The sequence below is a fragment of the Sphingobium terrigena genome (assembly GCF_003591655.1).
Lineage (GTDB): Bacteria > Pseudomonadota > Alphaproteobacteria > Sphingomonadales > Sphingomonadaceae > Sphingobium > Sphingobium terrigena.
This window is the reverse complement of the sequence record NZ_QVRA01000003.1, coordinates 258,843-278,291: the sequence shown is the minus strand read 5'-3', so window position 1 is coordinate 278,291 and position 19,449 is coordinate 258,843. Positions and strand designations below refer to the sequence as shown.

The 19,449-nt window shown below is 64.7% G+C and carries 20 protein-coding genes; 10 read left to right on the top strand and 10 right to left on the bottom strand.

From position 1 onward, the window contains the following. Positions 1–48: 48 nt before the first annotated feature. Genes D0Z70_RS05300 through D0Z70_RS05290 form a run of 3 tightly spaced genes read right to left on the bottom strand, consistent with a single transcriptional unit; the run spans position 49 to position 3,635 of the window. On the bottom strand, positions 49–522 hold the full coding sequence (locus tag D0Z70_RS05300; RefSeq protein ID WP_119744380.1) for a hypothetical protein: 474 nt from the start codon (positions 520–522) through the stop codon (positions 49–51). A gap of 29 nt (positions 523–551) precedes the next feature. Further along, positions 552–2,897: a patatin-like protein gene (locus D0Z70_RS05295; protein ID WP_119744379.1), complete on the bottom strand. Its 2,346-nt coding sequence runs from the start codon at positions 2,895–2,897 to the stop codon at positions 552–554. 42 nt (positions 2,898–2,939) lie between these two features. Continuing rightward, a complete protein-coding gene (locus tag D0Z70_RS05290) occupies positions 2,940–3,635 on the bottom strand; it encodes an endonuclease/exonuclease/phosphatase family protein (RefSeq protein WP_119744378.1) in 696 nt (231 codons plus the stop codon). Positions 3,636–3,724: 89 nt separating this feature from the next. On the opposite strand from D0Z70_RS05290, the gene radA reads away from it, so the two are divergent. Continuing rightward, entirely contained in the window at positions 3,725–5,092 is a 1,368-nt protein-coding gene (gene radA / locus D0Z70_RS05285; protein ID WP_119744453.1) for a DNA repair protein RadA, read from the top strand. An 11-nt stretch (positions 5,093–5,103) separates the two neighbouring features. Continuing rightward, positions 5,104–5,619 (top strand): CvpA family protein, encoded by a 516-nt coding sequence (locus D0Z70_RS05280; protein ID WP_119744377.1) that lies wholly within the window; start codon positions 5,104–5,106, stop codon positions 5,617–5,619. 52 nt (positions 5,620–5,671) lie between these two features. Here the strand turns inward: D0Z70_RS05280 and trmB are convergent, their stop codons facing one another. From trmB to D0Z70_RS05260, 4 genes are all read right to left on the bottom strand, one after another. Beyond that, a complete protein-coding gene (gene trmB, locus D0Z70_RS05275) occupies positions 5,672–6,367 on the bottom strand; it encodes a tRNA (guanine(46)-N(7))-methyltransferase TrmB (RefSeq protein ID WP_119744376.1) in 696 nt (231 codons plus the stop codon). A 281-nt stretch (positions 6,368–6,648) separates the two neighbouring features. Next, positions 6,649–7,848, bottom strand: coding sequence for a methionine adenosyltransferase (gene metK, locus D0Z70_RS05270; RefSeq protein ID WP_119744375.1), 1,200 nt, complete (start codon positions 7,846–7,848; stop codon positions 6,649–6,651). Between the two features lie 57 nt (positions 7,849–7,905). Then, positions 7,906–9,525: an apolipoprotein N-acyltransferase gene (gene lnt, locus D0Z70_RS05265; protein WP_119744374.1), complete on the bottom strand. Its 1,620-nt coding sequence runs from the start codon at positions 9,523–9,525 to the stop codon at positions 7,906–7,908. Between the two features lie 8 nt (positions 9,526–9,533). Beyond that, the gene (locus D0Z70_RS05260) at positions 9,534–10,169 is read right to left on the bottom strand and encodes a YqaA family protein (protein WP_119744373.1); all 636 of its coding nucleotides are present in this window, start codon (positions 10,167–10,169) and stop codon (positions 9,534–9,536) included. Positions 10,170–10,441: 272 nt separating this feature from the next. Here D0Z70_RS05260 and D0Z70_RS05255 point away from each other — a divergent pair, with 272 nt between their 5' ends. Together D0Z70_RS05255 and D0Z70_RS05250 are read left to right on the top strand one after the other, a co-directional pair. Continuing rightward, positions 10,442–10,684, top strand: coding sequence for a hypothetical protein (locus D0Z70_RS05255; protein WP_119744372.1), 243 nt, complete (start codon positions 10,442–10,444; stop codon positions 10,682–10,684). A gap of 324 nt (positions 10,685–11,008) precedes the next feature. Continuing rightward, on the top strand, positions 11,009–11,728 hold the full coding sequence (locus D0Z70_RS05250) for a hypothetical protein (RefSeq protein ID WP_119744371.1): 720 nt from the start codon (positions 11,009–11,011) through the stop codon (positions 11,726–11,728). Positions 11,729–11,793: 65 nt separating this feature from the next. Here D0Z70_RS05250 and D0Z70_RS05245 read toward each other — a convergent pair whose 3' ends face one another. Continuing rightward, complete coding sequence (locus D0Z70_RS05245; RefSeq protein WP_147418741.1) at positions 11,794–12,885, bottom strand: hypothetical protein; 1,092 nt, start codon at positions 12,883–12,885, stop codon at positions 11,794–11,796. A 31-nt stretch (positions 12,886–12,916) separates the two neighbouring features. Between D0Z70_RS05245 and D0Z70_RS05240 the strand changes: the two genes are divergently transcribed. Both D0Z70_RS05240 and D0Z70_RS05235 read left to right on the top strand, forming a co-directional pair. Then, positions 12,917–13,567: a glutathione S-transferase family protein gene (locus tag D0Z70_RS05240; protein WP_119744369.1), complete on the top strand. Its 651-nt coding sequence runs from the start codon at positions 12,917–12,919 to the stop codon at positions 13,565–13,567. 158 nt (positions 13,568–13,725) lie between these two features. Next, entirely contained in the window at positions 13,726–14,271 is a 546-nt protein-coding gene (locus D0Z70_RS05235) for a hypothetical protein (RefSeq protein WP_119744368.1), read from the top strand. 9 nt (positions 14,272–14,280) lie between these two features. Here the strand turns inward: D0Z70_RS05235 and D0Z70_RS05230 are convergent, their stop codons facing one another. Both D0Z70_RS05230 and D0Z70_RS05225 read right to left on the bottom strand, forming a co-directional pair. Beyond that, positions 14,281–14,529 (bottom strand): HP1242/YdcH family protein, encoded by a 249-nt coding sequence (locus tag D0Z70_RS05230; RefSeq protein ID WP_119744367.1) that lies wholly within the window; start codon positions 14,527–14,529, stop codon positions 14,281–14,283. Between the two features lie 164 nt (positions 14,530–14,693). Next, positions 14,694–15,245 (bottom strand): helix-turn-helix transcriptional regulator, encoded by a 552-nt coding sequence (locus D0Z70_RS05225; RefSeq protein WP_119744366.1) that lies wholly within the window; start codon positions 15,243–15,245, stop codon positions 14,694–14,696. 245 nt (positions 15,246–15,490) lie between these two features. Here D0Z70_RS05225 and D0Z70_RS05220 point away from each other — a divergent pair, with 245 nt between their 5' ends. From D0Z70_RS05220 to D0Z70_RS05210, 4 genes are all read left to right on the top strand, one after another. Next, on the top strand, positions 15,491–16,798 hold the full coding sequence (locus tag D0Z70_RS05220; protein WP_119744365.1) for a M28 family peptidase: 1,308 nt from the start codon (positions 15,491–15,493) through the stop codon (positions 16,796–16,798). Positions 16,799–16,834: 36 nt separating this feature from the next. Beyond that, complete coding sequence (locus D0Z70_RS05215; RefSeq protein WP_119744364.1) at positions 16,835–18,163, top strand: DNA-packaging protein; 1,329 nt, start codon at positions 16,835–16,837, stop codon at positions 18,161–18,163. Between the two features lie 321 nt (positions 18,164–18,484). Then, entirely contained in the window at positions 18,485–18,982 is a 498-nt protein-coding gene (locus tag D0Z70_RS24565) for a hypothetical protein (RefSeq protein WP_147418740.1), read from the top strand. Positions 18,983–19,046: 64 nt separating this feature from the next. Continuing rightward, on the top strand, positions 19,047–19,385 hold the full coding sequence (locus tag D0Z70_RS05210) for a hypothetical protein (protein ID WP_119744363.1): 339 nt from the start codon (positions 19,047–19,049) through the stop codon (positions 19,383–19,385). Positions 19,386–19,449 lie beyond the last annotated feature (64 nt).

Sequence of the window (19,449 nt, the reverse complement as noted above, 5' to 3'; positions counted from 1 at the left end):
CAGCAGAGCCCTTCGACTTCGCTCAGGGCGAACGGGTGAGGGGAGTCCCTACTCCTCCGCCCGCCCCTCGATCCGGTCCTCATAGCTGTGCAGCGCGGCGGTGACGGCGGGGTCGGTGGCGTAGCGGCGGCGGAGCATGGCCAGGGTCGCGTCGGAGCCGTGGCACAGTTCGGCGACATTTTCCTCGATATAGGCGCGGCGTTCCGCGTCATAGGGTTCTTCGCCCCGGAAATGGTCGCAACTGTCGCGCGCGACCATGAACTGGGTCACTTCGCGCGGGAAAGGGTCTGCGCTGGCGGCGACGTCGGACGGGGGCAGGTCGAGCGAGTTCCAGGGCGCGGGCTGGGCGCGGACGGTGACGACGGGACCAGCTTTGGGCGGCGGCGGGCTGACCACCGGTGCGGGCTGCGGCTCGACGGGCGCGGGGGTAGCGACCATGGCGGCGGGCTTGGCGGGGCTGGGGTCGGCTTGGGTAACCTGCGGCGACGAGTCACCGCAGCCCGCGACGAGCGCCAGCATCATGCCTATCGGAACCAGCCTTAACCGCCTGCTCACCCGATTTCCTCCCGCAAACTGGCGATCAGGTCCGCGACATGGGGCAGTCGCGACTCTTCTTCGTCCAGGATCGCCAGAAAAGCCGCCCGCCTATAGTCGCGCAGCGCGTCGGGGGAAAGGCGGCTTGCGGCGGGCATGGCCGAAATCACGATGTCCAGCAGTCGCTCGACCCCGTGCAGGCGACCCCACAAATAATCATTCTCCCGATAGACCCTGCTAAAGAAAGCCCCGAAATTATTGAATTCTATGCCTTTGAGCGTAGCCGCTGCGCCGCCGGGCCGGATCGCGGAGCAATCTTCGGGCGAAATCCGGTCGACCTTCACTGGATCATATTCATCCATAGTGTCACCCTGAAGCAACGGTAGGGTGGCGATGTCGTAGAAGGGAAAGCCCAGATAGGCGAGCAGCATGGAGCGGCGACCGGCCTTGGGAAGCGCAGCGAAGGCTTCGGCCAGGATCAGGTCCGCGTTTTCGTCCCGCGCCCGCAGGTCACGGTCCTGCGCCACCGCCTCCAGCGCGGCGGCGGCGTCGCCCGGCACGTTGCGCGCGGCGGCCAGCATGGCGGCCCCGTGAAAATCGCTTTCCTCGCACGCGGCATAGAGGGCCAGCGCGCGGTAGATCGCGTCATGCATCGCCAGCACGGCTTCATCCTCCGCCGCGCCGTCGCTTTCCAGCGTGTCGGCCAGATGCCGCGCCAGAAAGCGCAGACGGCGGATGCGGAAGGCCAGATCGTGGGTGCGGAAGAAGGTGACGGGCGCGGAGCCTGACCCGCCGCTCTCGTTCAGCTGATCCGCGCCATCCTTGCGCACCTGCGCCCAGATCGCCGTGCGGTAGGTTTCGCGCAGCATCCGGCTGTCCTCCCCCGACAGGCGGAACAAGAGGGTCGCGAGCGATTCCACGATCCCCGACAGTTTCAGATGACCATAGGCCGGGAAGGCAAAACCCGCCGAACTGGCCGCGCGCTGCTGCGCCTTGGCGCGCCAGGCCGACAGGCGGGCAGGGGTCGGGCGGTCGAGGAACAGCATCCCGCCGATGGCCCCCTCCACCTCCGCCTCGATACCGGGGCGCAGCGCGTTCAGGATGCGGCGCATCCGGCGGATCCGCGCGGAGTGGCGGTCGATCGCCTCCAGATTGTCGCGGATCGGCTGTTCGCGTGGAATGTCGCTCAAAGCGCCGAAGATGGTGCGGAAGAAGCCGGGCAGCGGTGCATCTTCGCCGGTCGGCACGGCGACCTGATCGCCATGGCGGTTCAACTGGATGGTGCGGTGGCCGGGCTTGGGGTCGATATAGACGAAGCGCCGGTCGACCTCCCGCCGCGACGGCCGGTTGCGCAGCGCGCCGATCGCCTGGGCAAAGGGCGCGTTGGCCAGCACCGATCCGTCAATCAGCACGGCGTCCTCCGCCGTGCCGCGCGCCCAGTGGCGGGGCAGGGCGCGGGCCAGGAAGGCGTCGCGCGTCGGCCAGTTGCGATGGCGACGCTTCAACACCCTGTCCAGTTCGCGCACGGTGAAGGGCGGGAAGGCGCCGGGGAAGCTGGCGGTGGCGCGCGCGGCGAACACCAGTTCGGCGGTATCGGCGAAATCGCGCGTCCCCCCATCCTGACCCCGGCCCCGCGCCCGGAAGCCGATCGACAGGCGATGCTCAGTCTCGATCACCTGGGGCGGGCTGTTGAGCGTCAGGCTTTGCGGATGGCCTTCAAAATCAGTGACGGTGACGAACAGGTCGAGCGGATGGCCGTCGGGCAGCAGCACGGGGCCGCGTTCGCTGGCGGCCATCGCGTCGAAGGCGTCGAGGATCAGGGTGGTGAAAATCTCCCCGCCAAAGGGCGGCTCGAACCAGCGCGATCGGATGAAGCGGGAGAGTTTCATCCGCACTTCCTCGCGCGTATCTGGCGCGACCGTCCGTTCCACCGCGTCGCCCGGTCGCCGCGCCGCCATCCAGACGAGCGGCGTCGCCCAGAATTTGGTCAGCGCGCGGGCGGGGCGGGCGTCGGGATCGAGCAGGCTGTCGACATCGGCATTGTCGAGCCACAGGTCGGTCAACGGTTCGAGCGACTGGCCGGTCTCGATCGCCTGCGCCAGGAAAATGCCGTTGATCCCGCCTGCGCTGGCCCCGGCGATGATGTCGGGCAGCACGCGCAGCCGCACCCCGCTGGCGGTTTCCATGTCTGCCAGCAGCTTGTGATAGATGGCCTCGCTGCCCGTGGTCGGCGGCACCCCATCATGGAAGGCGCGGCTGGCGCGCGCCAATCGCCACACCTCCTTGGTGATGCCATGCATGTAGATCGCCAGGCTGATGCCGCCATAGCAGACCAGACCGAGCCTGAGTTCCCTCTCCTTCATGGCGCGAACGTCGCAGAGCGCGGGCGGCTTGTCGAGAGGCTGTCAGGCGCGGAAATCGGCCCAGATCGGCAGATGGTCCGACGCCTTGCGCGACGATGCGCTGTCATGGACGCCGCAGTCGGTCAGCGTCAGGCGGGCGCAGTGCATGATCCGGTCGAGCCGGGCCACCGGGCGGCGCGCATGGAAGCTGCGGCCGCATGGCGCGAAACTATAATGATGGGCAAAGTCAGCGAGGCAGCCGCGATTGGCGCTCCATTCATTGAGGTCGCCCATCAGCACGGTCGGCATAGCCGCGCCCTGCGCCGCCGCATGGATCACCGCTGCGGCCTGCCGCCGTCGCCACAGGCCCGACAGGTCGAGATGCATCCCGAATATGCGCAGCGACAGGCCACCCAGCGTCACTTCCGCCATGGTCGCGCCGCGCGGCTCCAGATAGGGCAGGTGCAGCACATCGCTGAGGTCAATCTGCGCGGCCTTTCGCACCAGCAGCGCATTGCCGTGCCAGCCCATCGAATCGATCTGCACATTGAGCGGCACCGGCTTGTAATCGCTCAGCCGTTCCATCAGCGCGGGCGGGATGGCGGCTGATCGGACGCCGAAGCGCCGGTCTGCCTCCTGCAGGGCGATGATGTCCGCATCCACCTCGCCCAGCACCTCCAGCACCCGTTCGGGCATCCGCCGCCGGTCGGTGCCTATGGCCTTGCGGATATTGTAACTGGCAACGCGGATTTTTTTCATTGCGGCCTTAATGCCTGAGCGAAACGGATGTTTCCAGTGTATCGCGGGATGTTCTTGCAATGTTCACGCATGGTCGGCATATCTTCGCCATGGCCAAGGCAAAGCGCAAATATGTCTGTCAGCAATGCGGCACCGTGGCGGCACGGTGGCAGGGGCAGTGCGAGGATTGCGGCGAGTGGAACAGCATTGTCGAGGAGGCGCCGGAAACGGCCTTTTCCGCGCGGCATGATCTGCACGCTGGCGGGCGGGCGATCACGCTCATTGGCCTGGACAGCAAGATCGAGCTGCCGCCGCGCACCAGCACCGGCATTGCCGAGTTCGACCGGGCGCTGGGCGGCGGGATCGTGGCGGGATCGGCGACGCTGATCGGCGGCGATCCGGGCATCGGCAAATCGACATTGCTGTTGCAGGCAGCGGCACGGGTCGCGGCGCGCGGGCTGTCGGTCGTCTATATCAGCGGCGAGGAAGCGACCGATCAGGTGCGGTTGCGCGCGCAGCGGCTGGGGCTGGGCAGTGCGCCGGTCATGCTGGCGAGCGCCACGTCGGTGCGCGACATTTTGACGACGCTGGGGGAGGGGGAGCCGCCCGCCTTGCTCATCATCGATTCGATCCAGACGATGCATAGCGACCTGATCGAAGGGGCGCCCGGCACCGTCAGTCAGGTGCGCGCCTCGTCACAGGAGTTGATCCGCTTCGCCAAGCAGCGCAACACCGCGCTGGTGCTGGTCGGCCATGTCACCAAGGATGGCAGCATCGCAGGTCCCCGCGTGCTGGAGCATATGGTCGACACGGTGCTGGCGTTCGAGGGGGAGCGCAGCCATCAATATCGCATCCTGCGCGCGATCAAGAACCGCTTTGGCGGCACCGACGAGATTGGCGTGTTCGCGATGGTGGCGGAAGGGCTGGAGGAAGTCTCCAACCCGTCCGCCTTGTTCCTGACCCATCGCGACGAAAGTGTGACCGGCGCGACGGTGTTTCCGGCGCTGGAAGGGACGCGACCCGTGCTGGTCGAGATACAGGCGCTGGTCGTGCGCCTGTCGAGCGGGGCGACGCCGCGCCGGGCGGTGGTGGGCTGGGACAGCGGGCGGCTGGCGATGGTGCTGGCGGTGCTGGAATCGCGCTGTGGCCTCAGTTTTTCGACCTGCGAAGTCTATCTGAACGTCGCGGGCGGCTATCGCCTGTCGGACCCGGCGGCGGATCTGGCGGTCGCGGCGGCTTTGGTGTCGGCCCTGTCGGAAAAGCCGGTCCCTGCCGATGTCGTGCTGTTCGGCGAAATTGCGCTGTCGAGCGAAATCCGGCCCGTCGCCCATGCGCCGCTGCGACTGCGCGAATCGGCCAAGCTGGGGTTCAACCGCGCCTTCATCCCGGCTGCCGCCGCCGATGGGGTGAAGGGGATTGCGGTCAATGGTTTCCGCACGCTGGCCCAACTGGTTGACCAGATGCTGGGCAGGGGATAGCCACGCTGGCGATGAACGCCGTCGATATTCTCGTCCTGCTCGCCATTGGCGGTTGCGCCGTGCTGGGTCTGCTGCGCGGTTTCGTGCTGGAAACGCTTTCGCTGATGGCCTGGGTGCTGGCGATCTTTGCCATTCGCCTGTTCCATGCGTCGGCGACCGATTTGCTGAGCGCCTTTGTCGGCACGAAGAGCGGGGCGGCGGTGCTGGCGCTGGTGCTGGTGTTTGGCGTGACCTTTGCAGCGGGCAAGCTGGTCGCCCACGCCATCGGCCGTCGCACGCGTCAGTCGGTGCTGGGTCCGGTCGACCGGGTACTGGGCGGCGGCTTCGGCGCGGTCAAGGGACTGATCGGCGCAACCCTGATCTTCCTCGCCTTCAGCCTGGTTTATGACACCATGTATGGCAGCGGCGCGCGCCGTCCCGACTGGCTGTCCGACGCGCGGACCTTCCCGCTGCTCAATGCCAGCGGACAGGCGATCAGCGAATTTCTGGCGGAACAGCGGGCGAAGAAGCCTGTGGCGGCGGAGTAGCTCAAGCCCATTGTGATGGGTGTTGTGCTGCCACGGTCATCAGGCCATCGCCCTATTTGCGCCGGTAGCGGAAATACCAGACTTCATGGCCTTTTTGCCGGGCCTTGGCTTCGTAGCGGGTCTGGGGCCAGCCGCCGGGGCGGGTGAGGAAGTCGGCGGGGTCGCTGGCCAGCCAGTCGAAATCGGGATGGCCGTTCATCACCATCAGCGCCCAGCGCAGATAGATGGGATGGTCGGTGCCGAAGCGAAATTCGCCGCCGGGCTTGAGCTTGCGCGCGATCATCGCGACCGGGCCGGGGTTCATCATCCGCCGCTTGGCATGGCGCGCCTTGGGCCAGGGGTCGGGGTGGAGCAGATAGACGAAGCTCAAGCTGCCGTCGGGGAGGCGGCTCAATACTTCGAGCGCATTGCCCATATGGAGGCGGATATTGCCGAGTGCGCCTTCGCGGATATGGCCGAGCGCGGTGACGACACCGTTGAGGAACGGCTCACAGCCGATAAAGCCATGGTCGGGCAGCATGTCGGCGCGATAGGCAAGATGCTCGCCGCCGCCAAAGCCGATCTCGAAATGGAGCGGGCGGTCGTATCCGAAGAGCGAGGCGGCGGTGACTTCGCCCTCTTCCGGCACGGAGATGGCGGGGAGGAGGGTGTCGACCAGTTCCTGCTGCCCCTGCCGCAGCTTGTGGCCCGATTGGCGGCCATAGAGGCGGTTGAGCGTCGTGGGATCGCCGGATTTATGCGCTGTCATGGGGTGCGCGGATAGCGGGACGCGGGAGTGGGGGCAAGGGGGAGCTTGGCCCCGCTATTCAGGAAGGCGCGTTCTTCTCCCCTCCCTTTCAGGGAGGGGAGAAGAGGAGCGATGCGTTGATCGGTCATGTGCCAGAGCGGGCGTCGCTGGCCCACCCCGCTGCGACTAAATTCCCCCGGCAAAGGGCCGGGGTCATTAAGTCTCGCTGCCCCTCCCGTTTACGGGAGGGGAGACAAAAGGGTGGCGCGGAAACATTTGTTTCTGCGCCCCTTTTGATTGGCTTAGGCCAGTGCGGCCTTCAGCGCGTCCACCAGGTCGGTCTTTTCCCAGGGGAAGAAATCGCCTTCGGGGGTGCGGCCGAAATGGCCGTAGGCGGCGGTTTTCTGGTAGATGGGCTTGTTGAGGCCGAGATGGGTGCGGATGCCCTTGGGCGTCAGGCGCACCAGCGTGGGCAGGACCGCTTCGATCGCCGAGGCTTCGACAGTGCCGGTGCCGTGCAGATCGACATAGAGGGAGAGCGGCTCGGCGACGCCGATGGCGTAGCTCAATTGGATCGTGCAGCGGCGGGCGAGGCCGGCGGCGACGATATTCTTGGCAAGGTAGCGGGTGATATAGGCGGCCGAGCGGTCGACCTTGGTCGGGTCTTTGCCGCTGAACGCGCCGCCGCCATGGGGGGCCGCGCCGCCATAAGTGTCGACGATGATCTTGCGGCCGGTCAGGCCTGCGTCGCCATCTGGGCCACCGATTTCGAACAGGCCGGTCGGGTTGACGTAGATGCTCTCGTCGCCGGGCAGCCAGCCCTGTGGCAGGACGTCGGCCATCACGCCCTTGACATAGTCGCGCAGCTTGGCGCGGCTGTCGTCATTGTCCATGCCTGCGGCGTGCTGGGTCGAGACGACCAGAGCGGTGGCGCGGACCGGCTTTTCATTGACATATTCCAGCGTCACCTGGCTCTTGGCGTCGGGTTCGAGGAAATCGACGACCTTGCCATGGCGATCGGCGGCCATGCGCTCCAGTATCTTGTGACTGTAATAGAGGGTGGCGGGCATCAGGTCAGGGGTTTCGTCCGAGGCATAGCCGAACATGATACCCTGATCGCCGGCACCTTCATCCTTGTTGCCGCTTTCATCGACGCCCTGCGCGATGTGGGCGGACTGGCCGTGGAGGTTGTTTTCAAAGCGGAAGGTTTCCCAGTGGAAGCCGTCCTGCTCATAACCGATGCGCTTGACCGTGGCGCGCACGGCGGCTTCGATCTCTTCCTTGGCACCCGGTGCCCATGCGCCGTCCTCATAGACGCCCTTGCAGCGGATTTCGCCGGCCAGGACGACGAGCTGGGTCGTGGTCAGGGTTTCGCAGGCGATGCGGGCTTCGGGGTCTTTGGACAGGAAGAGATCGACGATGGCGTCGGAAATCTGGTCTGCAACCTTGTCGGGATGGCCTTCGGACACGGATTCCGAGGTGAAGAGGAATTGGTTACGCATGGGACTCCCGTAAACGGCTGAACCGGAAAACGATATAAAGAATAGTTTATATGGCTATTAGCTTCTGGCGCGGCGCAAGGCAAGGGCCAGTCCGGCGAGCAATGCCATGACGGCGAAGGACGCCCAGTTGCCGAGCCGCGCGAACAGGGTGGGGGGCAGCGCCGAGGGCAGACCGGAATCAAGGAAACCGGCGCGGTTGAGGCCCAGCGCATGGACGACATGGCCGCGCGCGTCGATGATGGCGGAGACGCCGGTGGGGGTGGAGCGGATGACGGGGATGCCCTCCTCCAGCGCGCGCAGGCGGGCTTGGGCGAGATGCTGGACCGGTCCCCAACTGCCGAACCAGGCGTCGTTGGAGGGGTTGAAGAGGAAGGCGGGGCGGTTGGCGCGGTCGATCACCTGGCCGGAGAAGATGATTTCATAGCAAATTTGCACCCCCATTTTGAGGTCGGGGCGACCGAGCGTGGCGGGCAGGGGCAGGCTTTGCGGGCCGGGGCCGGGCCAGAAATCGGCGTCGCCCGGCACCAGGCGGGAAAGGCCGAGGGGCGTGAGGATGTTCCGCATCGGCAGATATTCGCCATAGGGGACGAGATGCGCCTTGCTGTAGCGGCCGAGCAATTGGGCGTCGGGGGTGACGATCCACACGCTGTTGTTCGCGCCCGCCAGCTTTTGCGTGATGAAGCCGTCCTGTTCGACCGGCTTGAAATAGACCTTGTCCGCGCCGGTCATCAGCAGGTCGCCGGGACCAAGCAGGCTGGCGAGGCGGGCGCGCCAGCCCGGTTCCATGTCGAGATAGGCGGGGATGGCGGCTTCGGGCCAGAAGACAAGGCGCGGGGCGGGGCGGGGCTGGCCGGACAGGGCGGCGAGCTTGCGGAAATTGGCGACTTCGTTTTCGACTGAATATTTCTGGTCCTGGCCGATATTGGGCTGGACGATGCGGACGCGCGGCGCGCCGGGCGGGGTCGGCGGGGCGGGCGCGAGATGGCCCCAGAGCGCGAGGAGGGCGAGTGGCGCGGCGAGGGCGGCGGCGGGGCGGTAGTGGCGCTGGAGAGCGAGGAGGAGCGCGCCTGCCGCGAGGATGGTGAGCGCACCAAGGCCATAAGTGCCGATGAGGGTGGCGGCGATGGCGATGCCGGTCGGGAGCAAGGTGACGCCAAGCGGGTTCCAGGCGAAGCCGGTGAAGAGGGTGGCGCGGCAATATTCCGTTGCCAGCCAGAGGGCGGCGAAGAGGAGGAGGGATGTTGGGGTTGCGTGTTCCCGCGAAGGCGGGAACCCAGACGAGAGGGCGGGACTGGGTTCCCGCCTTCGCGGGAACACTGGGTGATGGGTGATCCACCATGTCCCCAGCGTTGCGAGGCCCGGATAGATGCCGAGATAGAGGGACAGCAGCGCCACGGCGGGGTAGCCCAGCCAATGGGGCATCGAGTCCTGAAAGGTGAAGGCGTGGGCGATCCAGTTGAGGCCCAGGGTGAAATGGGCGACGCCGAAGAGCCAGCCGCGCGTGAAGGCGGCGCGGCGGTCGGGGGCGTGCTGGACGAGGTGGATGAGCAGCGCCAGGCTGGCGAGGGTGACGGGCCAGAGGTTTAAGGGCGCGAAACCGGTGGCGCTGAGCAGGCCCGCCAGCAGCGCGGCGAGGCGGGGCCAGGACCTGACATGCCGGGCGATCAGGCTTTGCATCGCGGGGATTAGCGGACCGTGGCCATGGTGGCGGCGCTGCAACTGTCGCTCTTGCCGGGGCCGCCGGTCAGCATCGAGGCGGCGATGAAGCCGCCGACGATAAGGACAAGGAACAGGCCGGACAGGAGGGCGAGATATTTTTCGATGAACGCCTTGATCGGGCGGCCAAATTTCCAGAACAGGAAGCCTACAGCCATGAACTGAAAGGCGCGGGACAGGATACTGGCCCAGATGAAGGTGAAGAGCGGCAGGCCGATGAAACCTGCGGTGATCGTGATGAGCTTGAACGGGATCGGCGTTGCGCCCTTGATCAGGATGATTTCCGCCCCGAACTCGCGCAGATAGCAGGCCGCGACCGGGAATTTGGCAGCCAGGCCAAGCGCGGCGAGCAGTTGCTGGCCCACGGTTTCATAAAGGAAATAGCCGATCGCATAACCGAGCAGCCCGCCCAGCACCGAGGCGAGGGTGCAGATGACGCCGAAGCGCAGCGCGCGTTCCGGGCGGGCGAGGCACATGAGGCCGAGCAGCGGGTGCGGCGGGATGGGGAAGAAGCTGGATTCCATGAAGCTGAAGGCGAACAGCCAGCGTTCGGCGTGGCGGTGGGCGGCTTTCGCCAGCATCCATTGGTAAAGGCGTGTCAGCATCGGGCGGGGGTCAGGCCGACTTTCCGGTGATGCCGGGCTGCAAATGATGCCTTTTTCCGCTTCCGGTGCTCACGTGCTGGCAGCACGCTGCGCTCCGGTTCTCAAAAAACATCATTTTCGCCTCGGCCTGACCGGAAATTCGACCTGACCCCTAGCCGAGATGAAGGCCGGTCGCCAGCGCCTTTTGCCGGTCGGGCGATAGGTGAAGGCGCGGGCTGCGCTTGATTGGTTGGTGCGAGTGGGGGTAGGACCGTCCGACAAAGGAGAAACAGATGCAGGGCATGGGTGAGGGCGGTTGCCCGTTTGAATTCAATACCGATCCGGCGACGTTCAAGGTCGGCGATTCGGTCAGCTATCGCGTGACCGGCAGCCTGGAGGGGTTTCCCTTCGCGGGCGTGCTGCTGGAGGTGCATGACGATCATGTCGTGCTGACCAGCAATGTGGACGACAAGGCCAGCCGGATGCGCGCGACGCGGGAGAGCAGGCCCGTGGTGCAGGAAGCGGATGTGTGCTGAGGAAGTGCCTGTTTGAAGGCGATTATGTAGGGTGCAAGGCCGATCCTCCCCTTTAAGGGGAGGTGGATGGCCGCAGGCCAGACGGAGGGGTGTCATGCTATCGATAGGGTGACACCCCTCCACCACACCCTTCGGGTGCGGTCCCCCTCCCCTTTTAGGGGAGGATTTTGGTGCCTCATTTGCGGGACATGATCGCACGCTTTGACGCGACGGCGTTGACGCGGCGGCGGCGTCTGGGCATGAGCCATCATCAGTCCTGTTCGGTCGGCGCGTTTGACATTTTCTACCATTTCCTGGGCCAGATTGCGGCAACGCGCGGGCGGCATGGCGTTTGCGCTGGTGCTGAACGCTATCCTGCTGCTTGCGCTGTTCACGCTGGCCCCCAAGCCTGAACCCAAGCGGGTCGATGACCGGATGCCGGTGACGTTCGATGTCGAGACCGGGCAGAAGGCGGAGACCGAGCAAAAGCGCGCGCCCAAGGCGGAGCGGCGCGAGAAGGAGGATGCGGCGGCGCCCAAACAGGCCGAGGCGGTGGTGCGGCCACCCGTGCCGGTCGCCAAGCCCGCCGAGCAGCCGCCATCGCCTTTCCCCTTCCTGACGCTCAACCGCGAGCAGATGGCCTCAGCCGATATCGGCCAGATGCCCAGGGCGGCGCAGGGGGCAAATGCCGCTGGGCAGGGCAATAGTGCGGCGGTGGCGGGGCCGGGCGAGGGGCCGGGGGGCGTGCAATTGTTCAATGCCGAATGGTATCGGCGACCCACCAATGCCGAGCTTTCCCCCTTCCTGCCTGCCAATGCGCCGCCCAATGGGTGGGGCATGGTCGCGTGCAAGACGGTCGATCATTATCATGTCGATAATTGCCAGACGCTGGGGGAATCGCCGCTTGGGTCCGGCTTTGCCCGCGCGGTGCGGCTGGCGGCGTGGCAGTTTCTGGTGCTGCCGCCGCGCGAGAATGGCAAGGTTCTGGTCGGCAGCTGGGTGCGGATACGGATCGACTATACGCGCACGATGGTGAGTGCGGGGGCTGGCGCGGGCGGCGAGTGAGGTTGCTGGTGCGTGCGGCTATCCTTATCGGAGGACAGCCGCGCGGGCATTTTATGCGCCGAACATCATCTGTTCTGCACGCGGGTGGTGACCATTTCCAGTCCCTTGGACGGGGCTGCGGCTACAGGCGGCGTGACCGTCACTTTGGCCTTTGCGGCGGTGATTTGCTGGTCCGTGATCGCGTTGTCCAGCTTGAGCTGTTCCAGCACGGATTTCACCTCCCTCAATTCCTTTTCCGCCGCGGTTTCCGTTGGCGCGGCAGATGGGGTGTCGCTTGTCGTCGATTCGACCTCTCCAGCCTCAATGGCTTCACTGACCAGTTGCAGGATATGGCCGGGCGAACAGACCGCCTGATTGTTGAGCAGGTGGGTAACGGACTGGGAATATGTGAGTTTCGCGTCGGCGGTCTTTGACGCTTCCATCGCATTGTCGGCGAGCGCCTTGAGAATCAGCAGGCGCACCGAGTTTACATTTTCGGCCCCGAACAGGTAGCGTTGCTCATAGATGCGAAAACCGGCCGATGCGGCGCTGGTGCCGAGCGACAGGGCGGTCAGTGCGTCGTTGCTGGTGTCGTCGCCCTTGCCGATCAGTGCGACTGCCCCGGTCAGCAAGGCGGTGATCGGGGCGAAAGTATCGCGCCATACATTCACGCGGCGCTGATTGTCGGCCTTGGACAGGATATAGATGTTGCAGCGCGCCTGAATGAGGGCGAAGCCGGCGTCCATGAAGGCGCGCTGCTTGACGGGATCATTGGTTTTGAGGGCAATGGTCGCGCCGCTGGTAAATGGACTGGCTTCGGCTGCGGCAAGTTTGAACTGATACAGAAGTCCGTCGCCCATAGGGCTGACGCCATTTGCATCGATGACTTCTTTGGTGACGCCGCGATCCGAAATGAAAGTGGGCCGTCCATCATTGGCGCAACCGGATAATATGGAAATTGTTGCGACCAGACCAATAGTCTTGAACGACATATGCATGATTCCTGCCCTCCCAGAAGCTGCATCATTACTTGCACGTAACGGAACGGCAAACGGCATTTGCGCCAAAGTTGCTCCGTTGTGGCAGGAGGTTTCCGTCTTTCCATCGGCAAAGTACAAATCGGGGATTGATGGCAGAAGGGCACATAAAATAGTTGCATTTTGAGACTTGGTCGCCATCCTGCCGCGCTGACAGGTAGGGGGAGATTGCATGATCATCCATGGTGCGCGGCCGTCGCCTTTCGTGCGCAAGGTTATCGTTTTTGCGGCGGAAAAGGGGATTGATGTCGAGGTGCAGTCGGCCGGGTTCGGGCGCGGGGCGGAGGGCTATCTGAAGGGATCGCCCTTCGGCAAGATTCCGGTGCTGGAGGATGGCGATTTCCTGCTGTGCGATTCGACCGCGATCATAACCTATATGGATGCGCTGTGGCCGGGCAGCGAGATGATTCCGGCAGAGCCGCGGGCGCGAGCGCGGACGATATGGTATGAGGAATTTGGCGATACCGTCGTGCAGCCGGTGGGCCAGAAGATATTTTTCAACCGCGTGGTGGCGAAGGCGCTGAAGGCGCCGCAGGATCTGGCGGCAGCGGACAGGGCGGAGGCGGAGGAAATGCCCCGCCTTTACGACTATCTGGAGGGGGTTTTGCCCGACAGCGGCTGGCTGGTCGAGGATCGTTTCACGCTGGCCGATCTGGCGGCGGCCTGCCCGATCATCAATGTGACCTATTGTTCGGACGGGCTGGATGCGGGGCGCTGGCCCAGGGTGGCGGCGTGGATCGGAGCAGTGAAGGCGCGGCCCAGCGTGGCGGATGCGCTGGCGCTGGAGGCACCGATCGTGGCGGGAATGATGGCCAAAAAATAACCTATATGGAACATTTGTCTTGACAGCGTCACGCTGTTCTGGCAGAGATAGGCACAGTGGAAAAATGTGAGTCGCCAAGGCGCGACGCAGCGGGGGCTGATCCGGGCGGGTCGGCCCTTTTTGCGTTGGGCTGTGGCGCGCGGGCGGGGGACACAGGCATGGCGGACGGGGTGGAGGCGCAGGGGCGCGACCTGGAACCGATGCGCCGAAGGCGCGCGGGCGAGGATCAGGTGCAGATGCGTGCGCCGCGCAAGGACGGCTGGACCAGGGATCAGGAGCGGCTGTTTTTGCAGACGCTGGCGACGACCTGCAACACCAGCGAGGCAGCGCGGGTGGCCGGGGTCAGCCGGACCAGCGCCTATGACCGCAGGCAGCGCAACCGCCGCTTTGCCGCCGACTGGGAGCGGGCGATGGATATCGGCTATGCCGAGATAGAGGCGATGCTGATGCGCGAGGCCTTGTTCGGCAGCGAGAGCGAGGAGATTGTGCTGGACGGCGAGGGCGCGGTGAAGAGCCGCAAGGTCAGGCGCGGGCATGACCTGAAATTGGCGCTGCAACTGCTGACCCGGCATCGCGACCGGGTGCTGGCCTATCGTGCGAGCGCGGCGGCGGGGAAGGAGCGGCCCGACAGCCCGGCGGTGGTGCGGCGGGTGCGGCGTGCGCGGGATGAAGTGGAGCGGATGCGGGCGGCGACGGGGACGTGAGGCGCGCGCTCAGGCCGTGCGTTCGGGCGCGATCATCGCACCGATCGTGTCGAGCAGGGCGAGGCGCTGCTTCTTGAGATCCTCCAGCCGGGCGTCCGATGCGGCGCTAAGCCCCTCTATGATCCGGCTGATTTCGCTGACCAGATCATGATAGCGATCGGCAAGATTGCGGAAATGCGCGTCGGTGAGTTTGAGATGGTGCAGCCGGTCGGTGGCGTGCGGAAACAGGCTGTGGAGATCATGGCCATGTTCGCTCATTCTGTCGTCTCCATAAGGAGGATGGGTATGAGCGGATTATGCGGCGGGGTGACGCTGTGGTCTCTAGGTAGTTGTCCGGGGGCTGGCCGCTGAAACTATCTTCGCCGGACAAAAGTAAAGCGGGCGTTTGCACGATCGCAACGCCCGAAGTCACGAGTGGCCGATCAGTCCGGCCTGCGGTGGTTTTGCGTCGATTTGCCGGCACGAGCCGGGTCCAGCGGTCGAAACGGGGTTTCGGGATCAAGTTCGCCATGACGGATGCTGCGCGGGTGGATGGCGGTCGACGGAGACGCGCCATGCGCAGCATTCAGACCAGATGGTGGCGCGACGCAAAAGCTGAGAATGAGGTCGTACATCACCGCCATTGTCCTGGGGGCGGCTTCCATAATGGATTTCCTGGAATCATGACGATGTTCACGCCGGTAGATCAGGCCGCTGCTTTCCAGACGGGCAAGGTGGCGCAGCGCGGTGGTCATCGGAGCGCCGCTGGCATAGCATAGCGAGGTAACGCAGGATGGCCGATATTCCGCCATATCCGCGACAAGCGCCAGCAGCATGTTCCAGCCAGGGTCTGAGACGGGCTGCCCAAGCGCTTCGCTACGGCGCAGAGAGAAGCGGTGAAATTGTCGCGCAATCTCTCCAATCTCCGCTTCGGTTGCCGTCGGGCTGATGCTCGGATCATCAGATATGTCGGGTTTTGCATGGCTGCGGATCATAGTCATTATATTGGCAACAACGTCCGGGTTGATGCCTAATTTTGTCATGTGGCGCTCGATCTCATATATTCGGTGGGGCATCGAGGTTCCCTTCATGATTGAATCGTTTCCGAAACGATGTCTGTTTTTATAGGGTTAGCAAGGCAGCCGCAGCAGATGAATTTTTTGTTTGATCCGATTTGGAGGTTGTCGCTCTTGCCAATCGCCGTCTTTACAGGGCGGGGGGGTGCGATAGATTGACGTCCATGAAAAATCACATTTTATTCGCTGTGGCGTCGATACTGTCCACATCAGCCATGGCGAAGGCACCGGCCCCCGACGCCGATCGTTTGAAGGCGACGGTCGAAAAACTGGTGAGTTTCGGGACGCGGCATACATTGTCGTCGGCGACTGACCCCAAGCGGGGGATTGGCGCGGCGCGGGCGTGGGCGGCGGCCGAGTTTGCGCGGATTTCCAAGGGGTGTGGCGGCTGTCTGAAGGTCGAGAGCGTGTCGGAGCGCTTTACCGCGCCGCGCGTGCCCAATGGCGCGGATATTGTCGATGTGCTGGCGATCCAGACCGGGACGGGCGACCCCAATCAGGTGGTGATCGTCGCGGGGCATATCGACAGCCGGGTGAGCGACGTCATGGATGCAACCAGCGATGCTCCGGGGGCCAATGACAATGGGTCGGGCAGCGCGCTGGTGATCGAGGCGGCGCGGGTGCTGGCGGGCGAGAAATTTGACGGGACGATCGTCTATGCGCTGCTGTCCGGCGAGGAGCAGGGGTTGCTGGGCGGCAAGTTGCTGGCGAGTACGGCCAAGGCGCGCGGCTGGCAGGTTCGGGCGATGCTGAACAATGATATTGTCGGCAACACGACCGGGCTGAACGGGCGCATCGTGGCGGATCGGGTGCGGCTGTTTTCCGAAGGGATACGCTCCGTCGAGGATGCCAAGGCGGGGCTGACCCGGCGCGGCATCGGCGGCGAGGATGACGGGCCTTCGCGGGCGCTGGCCAAGGCGATTGACGCGATTGCCGAGGCCAATCCGCAGATCGGGCTGGACGTGTTTGCGGTGCGGCGGCCTGACCGTTTCGGGCGGGGCGGGGATCATACGCCAATGCTGGAAGCGGGCTATCCGGCGGTGCGTTTTTCGGTGGGGATCGAAAATTACGACCGGCAACATCAGGATTTGCGGGTCGAGGGCGGGCGCGATTATGGCGACACGGTCGTGGGTATGGACTTTCCCTATCTGGCGAAGGTGACGGCGCTGAATGTCGCGGCATTGCGGGCTTTGGCGAAGGCTCCGGCGGCGCCTGCGACTGTATCGCTGGACGGTGCGCTGTCGATGGATACGCGGGTGTATTGGGACGCGGTGCCGGGGGCGGCGGCCTATCGCGTATATTGGCGGCGGGCCGATGCGCAGGACTGGACCGATAGCCGCGTCGTGACGGGCGCGACCGAATGGCTGCTGAAAGATGTGGTGGTGGATGATCATTTTATCGGCGTGGCGGCGGTGGCCAGGGACGGGAGCGAGAGTATCGTGACGTTCGGCGGGATGGCGCCGCGCAAATAGGGGCGCGTTTGTCGCTGCCCCGGCAAGGGGAGGGCGATGGAGACTTCGCATATCGAATGGTTGGATGCGTGGCCGGACCAGCAGGCCAAGGTGCGGCGGTTGCTCAAGGAGGCGGGCCGCGACCGGGTAGAATATGAATGGGACTGGCTGGCGCGGCCGGGGCAACTGGCACCGGAGGGTGACTGGCGTGTCTGGCTGATGATGGCTGGGCGCGGGTTCGGCAAGACGCGGGCCGGGGCGGAGTGGGTGCGCGGAATTGCGGAGGCTGATCCTACCGCGCGGATCGCTTTGGTCGGCGCAACGCTGGGCGAGGCGCGGCGGGTGATGGTGGAAGGGGCGTCGGGCCTGTTGGCGATTGCGCCCTGGTGGTGCCGCCCGGTCTTTGCGCCTGCGCTACGCAAGCTGACATGGCCCAATGGCGCGGTGGCGACCCTGTTCGGCGCGGCGGAGCCGGAAAGTCTGCGCGGGCCGCAGTTCAGCCATGGCTGGGCCGACGAGATCGCCAAATGGCCCTTTGCGCAAGGGGCGTGGGACAATTTGATGATGGCGATGCGGCTGGGCAGGCGGCCACAGGTGATGGCGACGACGACGCCGCGCCCGGTGGCGCTGGTGCGGCGGCTGGTGGCGGATGCAGCGGCGGGGAGCGTGGTGGTGACGCGCGGGCGGACGGCGGACAATCGCGCGAACCTGGCCGACGGGTTCGTCGAGGCGATGGAGCGCAGCTATGGCGGCACGCGGCTGGGGCGGCAGGAACTGGACGGCGAGCTGATCGAGGAGGTGGAGGGCGCTTTGTGGAGCCGCGACCTGATCGAGCGGTGCCGGGTGGCGCATGTGCCGGGGGCAGGTGACGGGGCGGCGTTGCACCGGGTGGTGGTGGCGGTCGATCCGCCGGCGTCGGCGCATGGCGATGCCTGCGGGATCGTGGTGGCGGGCATCGGCGGTGACGGGCGGGCCTATGTGATTGCGGATGCGAGTGTCGAGGGGTGTTCGCCGGAAAGCTGGGCGCGGGCGGTGGCGGCGGCGGCGACCGTGCATGGCGCGGACAAGGTGGTGGCCGAAGCGAATAATGGCGGCGAGATGGTCGCCAGCGTGCTGCGCGCGGCGGACGAGCGGCTGCCGCTGAAGCTGGTCCATGCTTCGCGCGGCAAGGTGGCGCGGGCGGAGCCGGTGGCGGCGCTCTACGAGGCCGGGCGGGTGGCGCATCGTGGGGCGTTTCCGCAACTGGAGGATGAGATGTGCGGGCTGCTGACGGGTGGCGGCTATGTCGGGCCGGGACGATCGCCCGATCGCGCCGATGCGCTGGTGTGGGCGCTGACCGAGCTGATGCTGGGGAAGAGGGGGGAGGCGCGGGTGCGGGGGTTTTGAGGGGTGGCCAAGTTTCGACTTGGCTCAATCCTTCACCCTTGTGACGCACCACATATGGGGGTTACCAAAACAATCGAAGATGCCGAAAAAGCATCTGGTTTCGTTGAGCAATTGATCGGAACCATTGTAGCGCATCCAATTGCGTTTATATGCGTTATCCTTGCGATTGCGTTTGTGCTATGTTTCTTGCCCAATGGCGTTATCCGAGAGTTGATCGTTCACAGAACCGAAATGCGGAAACTGGATGAGCGTGTTGGCATTAGTCGGAAAAAATTAACGTCGAATCGGCAGAACAGACGGAAATGAACAGAGAGGGATGATATGTGGGTGATTGGAATCGCCGCCGTTATCCTGGCGGCTCCGTTTTTTGTCTCATGGTGGGTGCGCCGCAGTACTGTGCGCCTCGTTCTTGCAGATCGTGTTTGGGGAAACCTTGAGTCGAGCGCACAGGTGCTCCTTGAGGACAAAAGCCTTAATCCGATTTTGGGAGATTTGGTTGAGGCTTTGTCGCATCGAACGGGTGACGGAAGTTTAACCCGCGCGCTTCTCGTATCGGTAGTTTTTAAGCGTTCCCATACTCAAGATCAGGTTGCTAATGCTATCAACGAGTTGTCGGATGGGCAAGCGCGTCAATTTATGCGTTTTGCTATCTATGCAATTTTTTATGATAGTTTGCGTACATCCATTTCAGGCGGAATTTTGCGTCGGGTTGTGATGTATTGGCTTGAAACCACAGCAAAAGACACCAAGGCTTCGGTAAGTTCCTCCCAAGTTATGCCGATCGCTGTCGCAGCAGAGCGGGCTTATCATTTGGCATGACGTTATCGGAACTCATGGTCGCATCACTTGTTTGGAATTAGAGATTTCCAGAGAGGTAGCTACTGTGAATGCGATCAAAATTCTGGGCGCGCTGGTCGGGGCGACGCTGGTGGCGACGCCGGTGATTGCGGTGACGTTGAGCGCCAAGGAGCGCGCGCGGGTGGCGCGGGCGGTGCCGCGGGATCGTGATGATGTGCGCTATTGCCTGATCCAGGCGAAGAAGGGGCGCGACAAGGGCACGGTGATTGGCGCGGCCGGTGGTGCTGGCGTCGGGCTGATTGCAGGCGGCGGCTTGGGCGAGACGCTGCTGGGCGCGGGTGCCGGGGCGCTGGCGGGGCGGGTGATCGGCAAGAGCGAGGGGACGAATTCGACCTGCGACCGGGTGTTGCGGCGTAATCCTTGATTTAGCGTGAGGGGGCGTTGATCCCCCTCTCCCAGTTTCGGTAGGCGGCTTCGCCACCAACCTT

Bases quoted from the DNA above. Each gene is read 5' to 3' on its own strand.
- D0Z70_RS05280 (WP_119744377.1), top strand. From the start codon at position 5,104: ATGAACGCCGTCGATATTCTCGTCCTGCTCGCCATTGGCGGTTGCGCC.
- D0Z70_RS05245 (WP_147418741.1), bottom strand. From the start codon at position 12,885: ATGGCGACCAAGTCTCAAAATGCAACTATTTTATGTGCCCTTCTGCCA.
- D0Z70_RS05240 (WP_119744369.1), top strand. From the start codon at position 12,917: ATGATCATCCATGGTGCGCGGCCGTCGCCTTTCGTGCGCAAGGTTATC.
- metK (WP_119744375.1), bottom strand. From the start codon at position 7,848: ATGCGTAACCAATTCCTCTTCACCTCGGAATCCGTGTCCGAAGGCCAT.
- D0Z70_RS24565 (WP_147418740.1), top strand. From the start codon at position 18,485: ATGTGGGTGATTGGAATCGCCGCCGTTATCCTGGCGGCTCCGTTTTTT.
- D0Z70_RS05295 (WP_119744379.1), bottom strand. From the start codon at position 2,897: ATGAAGGAGAGGGAACTCAGGCTCGGTCTGGTCTGCTATGGCGGCATC.
- D0Z70_RS05230 (WP_119744367.1), bottom strand. From the start codon at position 14,529: ATGAGCGAACATGGCCATGATCTCCACAGCCTGTTTCCGCACGCCACC.
- D0Z70_RS05260 (WP_119744373.1), bottom strand. From the start codon at position 10,169: ATGCTGACACGCCTTTACCAATGGATGCTGGCGAAAGCCGCCCACCGC.
- D0Z70_RS05300 (WP_119744380.1), bottom strand. From the start codon at position 522: ATGATGCTGGCGCTCGTCGCGGGCTGCGGTGACTCGTCGCCGCAGGTT.
- lnt (WP_119744374.1), bottom strand. From the start codon at position 9,525: ATGCAAAGCCTGATCGCCCGGCATGTCAGGTCCTGGCCCCGCCTCGCC.
- D0Z70_RS05225 (WP_119744366.1), bottom strand. From the start codon at position 15,245: ATGATCCGCAGCCATGCAAAACCCGACATATCTGATGATCCGAGCATC.
- D0Z70_RS05220 (WP_119744365.1), top strand. From the start codon at position 15,491: ATGAAAAATCACATTTTATTCGCTGTGGCGTCGATACTGTCCACATCA.
- radA (WP_119744453.1), top strand. From the start codon at position 3,725: ATGGCCAAGGCAAAGCGCAAATATGTCTGTCAGCAATGCGGCACCGTG.
- D0Z70_RS05215 (WP_119744364.1), top strand. From the start codon at position 16,835: ATGGAGACTTCGCATATCGAATGGTTGGATGCGTGGCCGGACCAGCAG.
- trmB (WP_119744376.1), bottom strand. From the start codon at position 6,367: ATGACAGCGCATAAATCCGGCGATCCCACGACGCTCAACCGCCTCTAT.
- D0Z70_RS05250 (WP_119744371.1), top strand. From the start codon at position 11,009: ATGGCGTTTGCGCTGGTGCTGAACGCTATCCTGCTGCTTGCGCTGTTC.
- D0Z70_RS05255 (WP_119744372.1), top strand. From the start codon at position 10,442: ATGCAGGGCATGGGTGAGGGCGGTTGCCCGTTTGAATTCAATACCGAT.
- D0Z70_RS05235 (WP_119744368.1), top strand. From the start codon at position 13,726: ATGGCGGACGGGGTGGAGGCGCAGGGGCGCGACCTGGAACCGATGCGC.
- D0Z70_RS05290 (WP_119744378.1), bottom strand. From the start codon at position 3,635: ATGAAAAAAATCCGCGTTGCCAGTTACAATATCCGCAAGGCCATAGGC.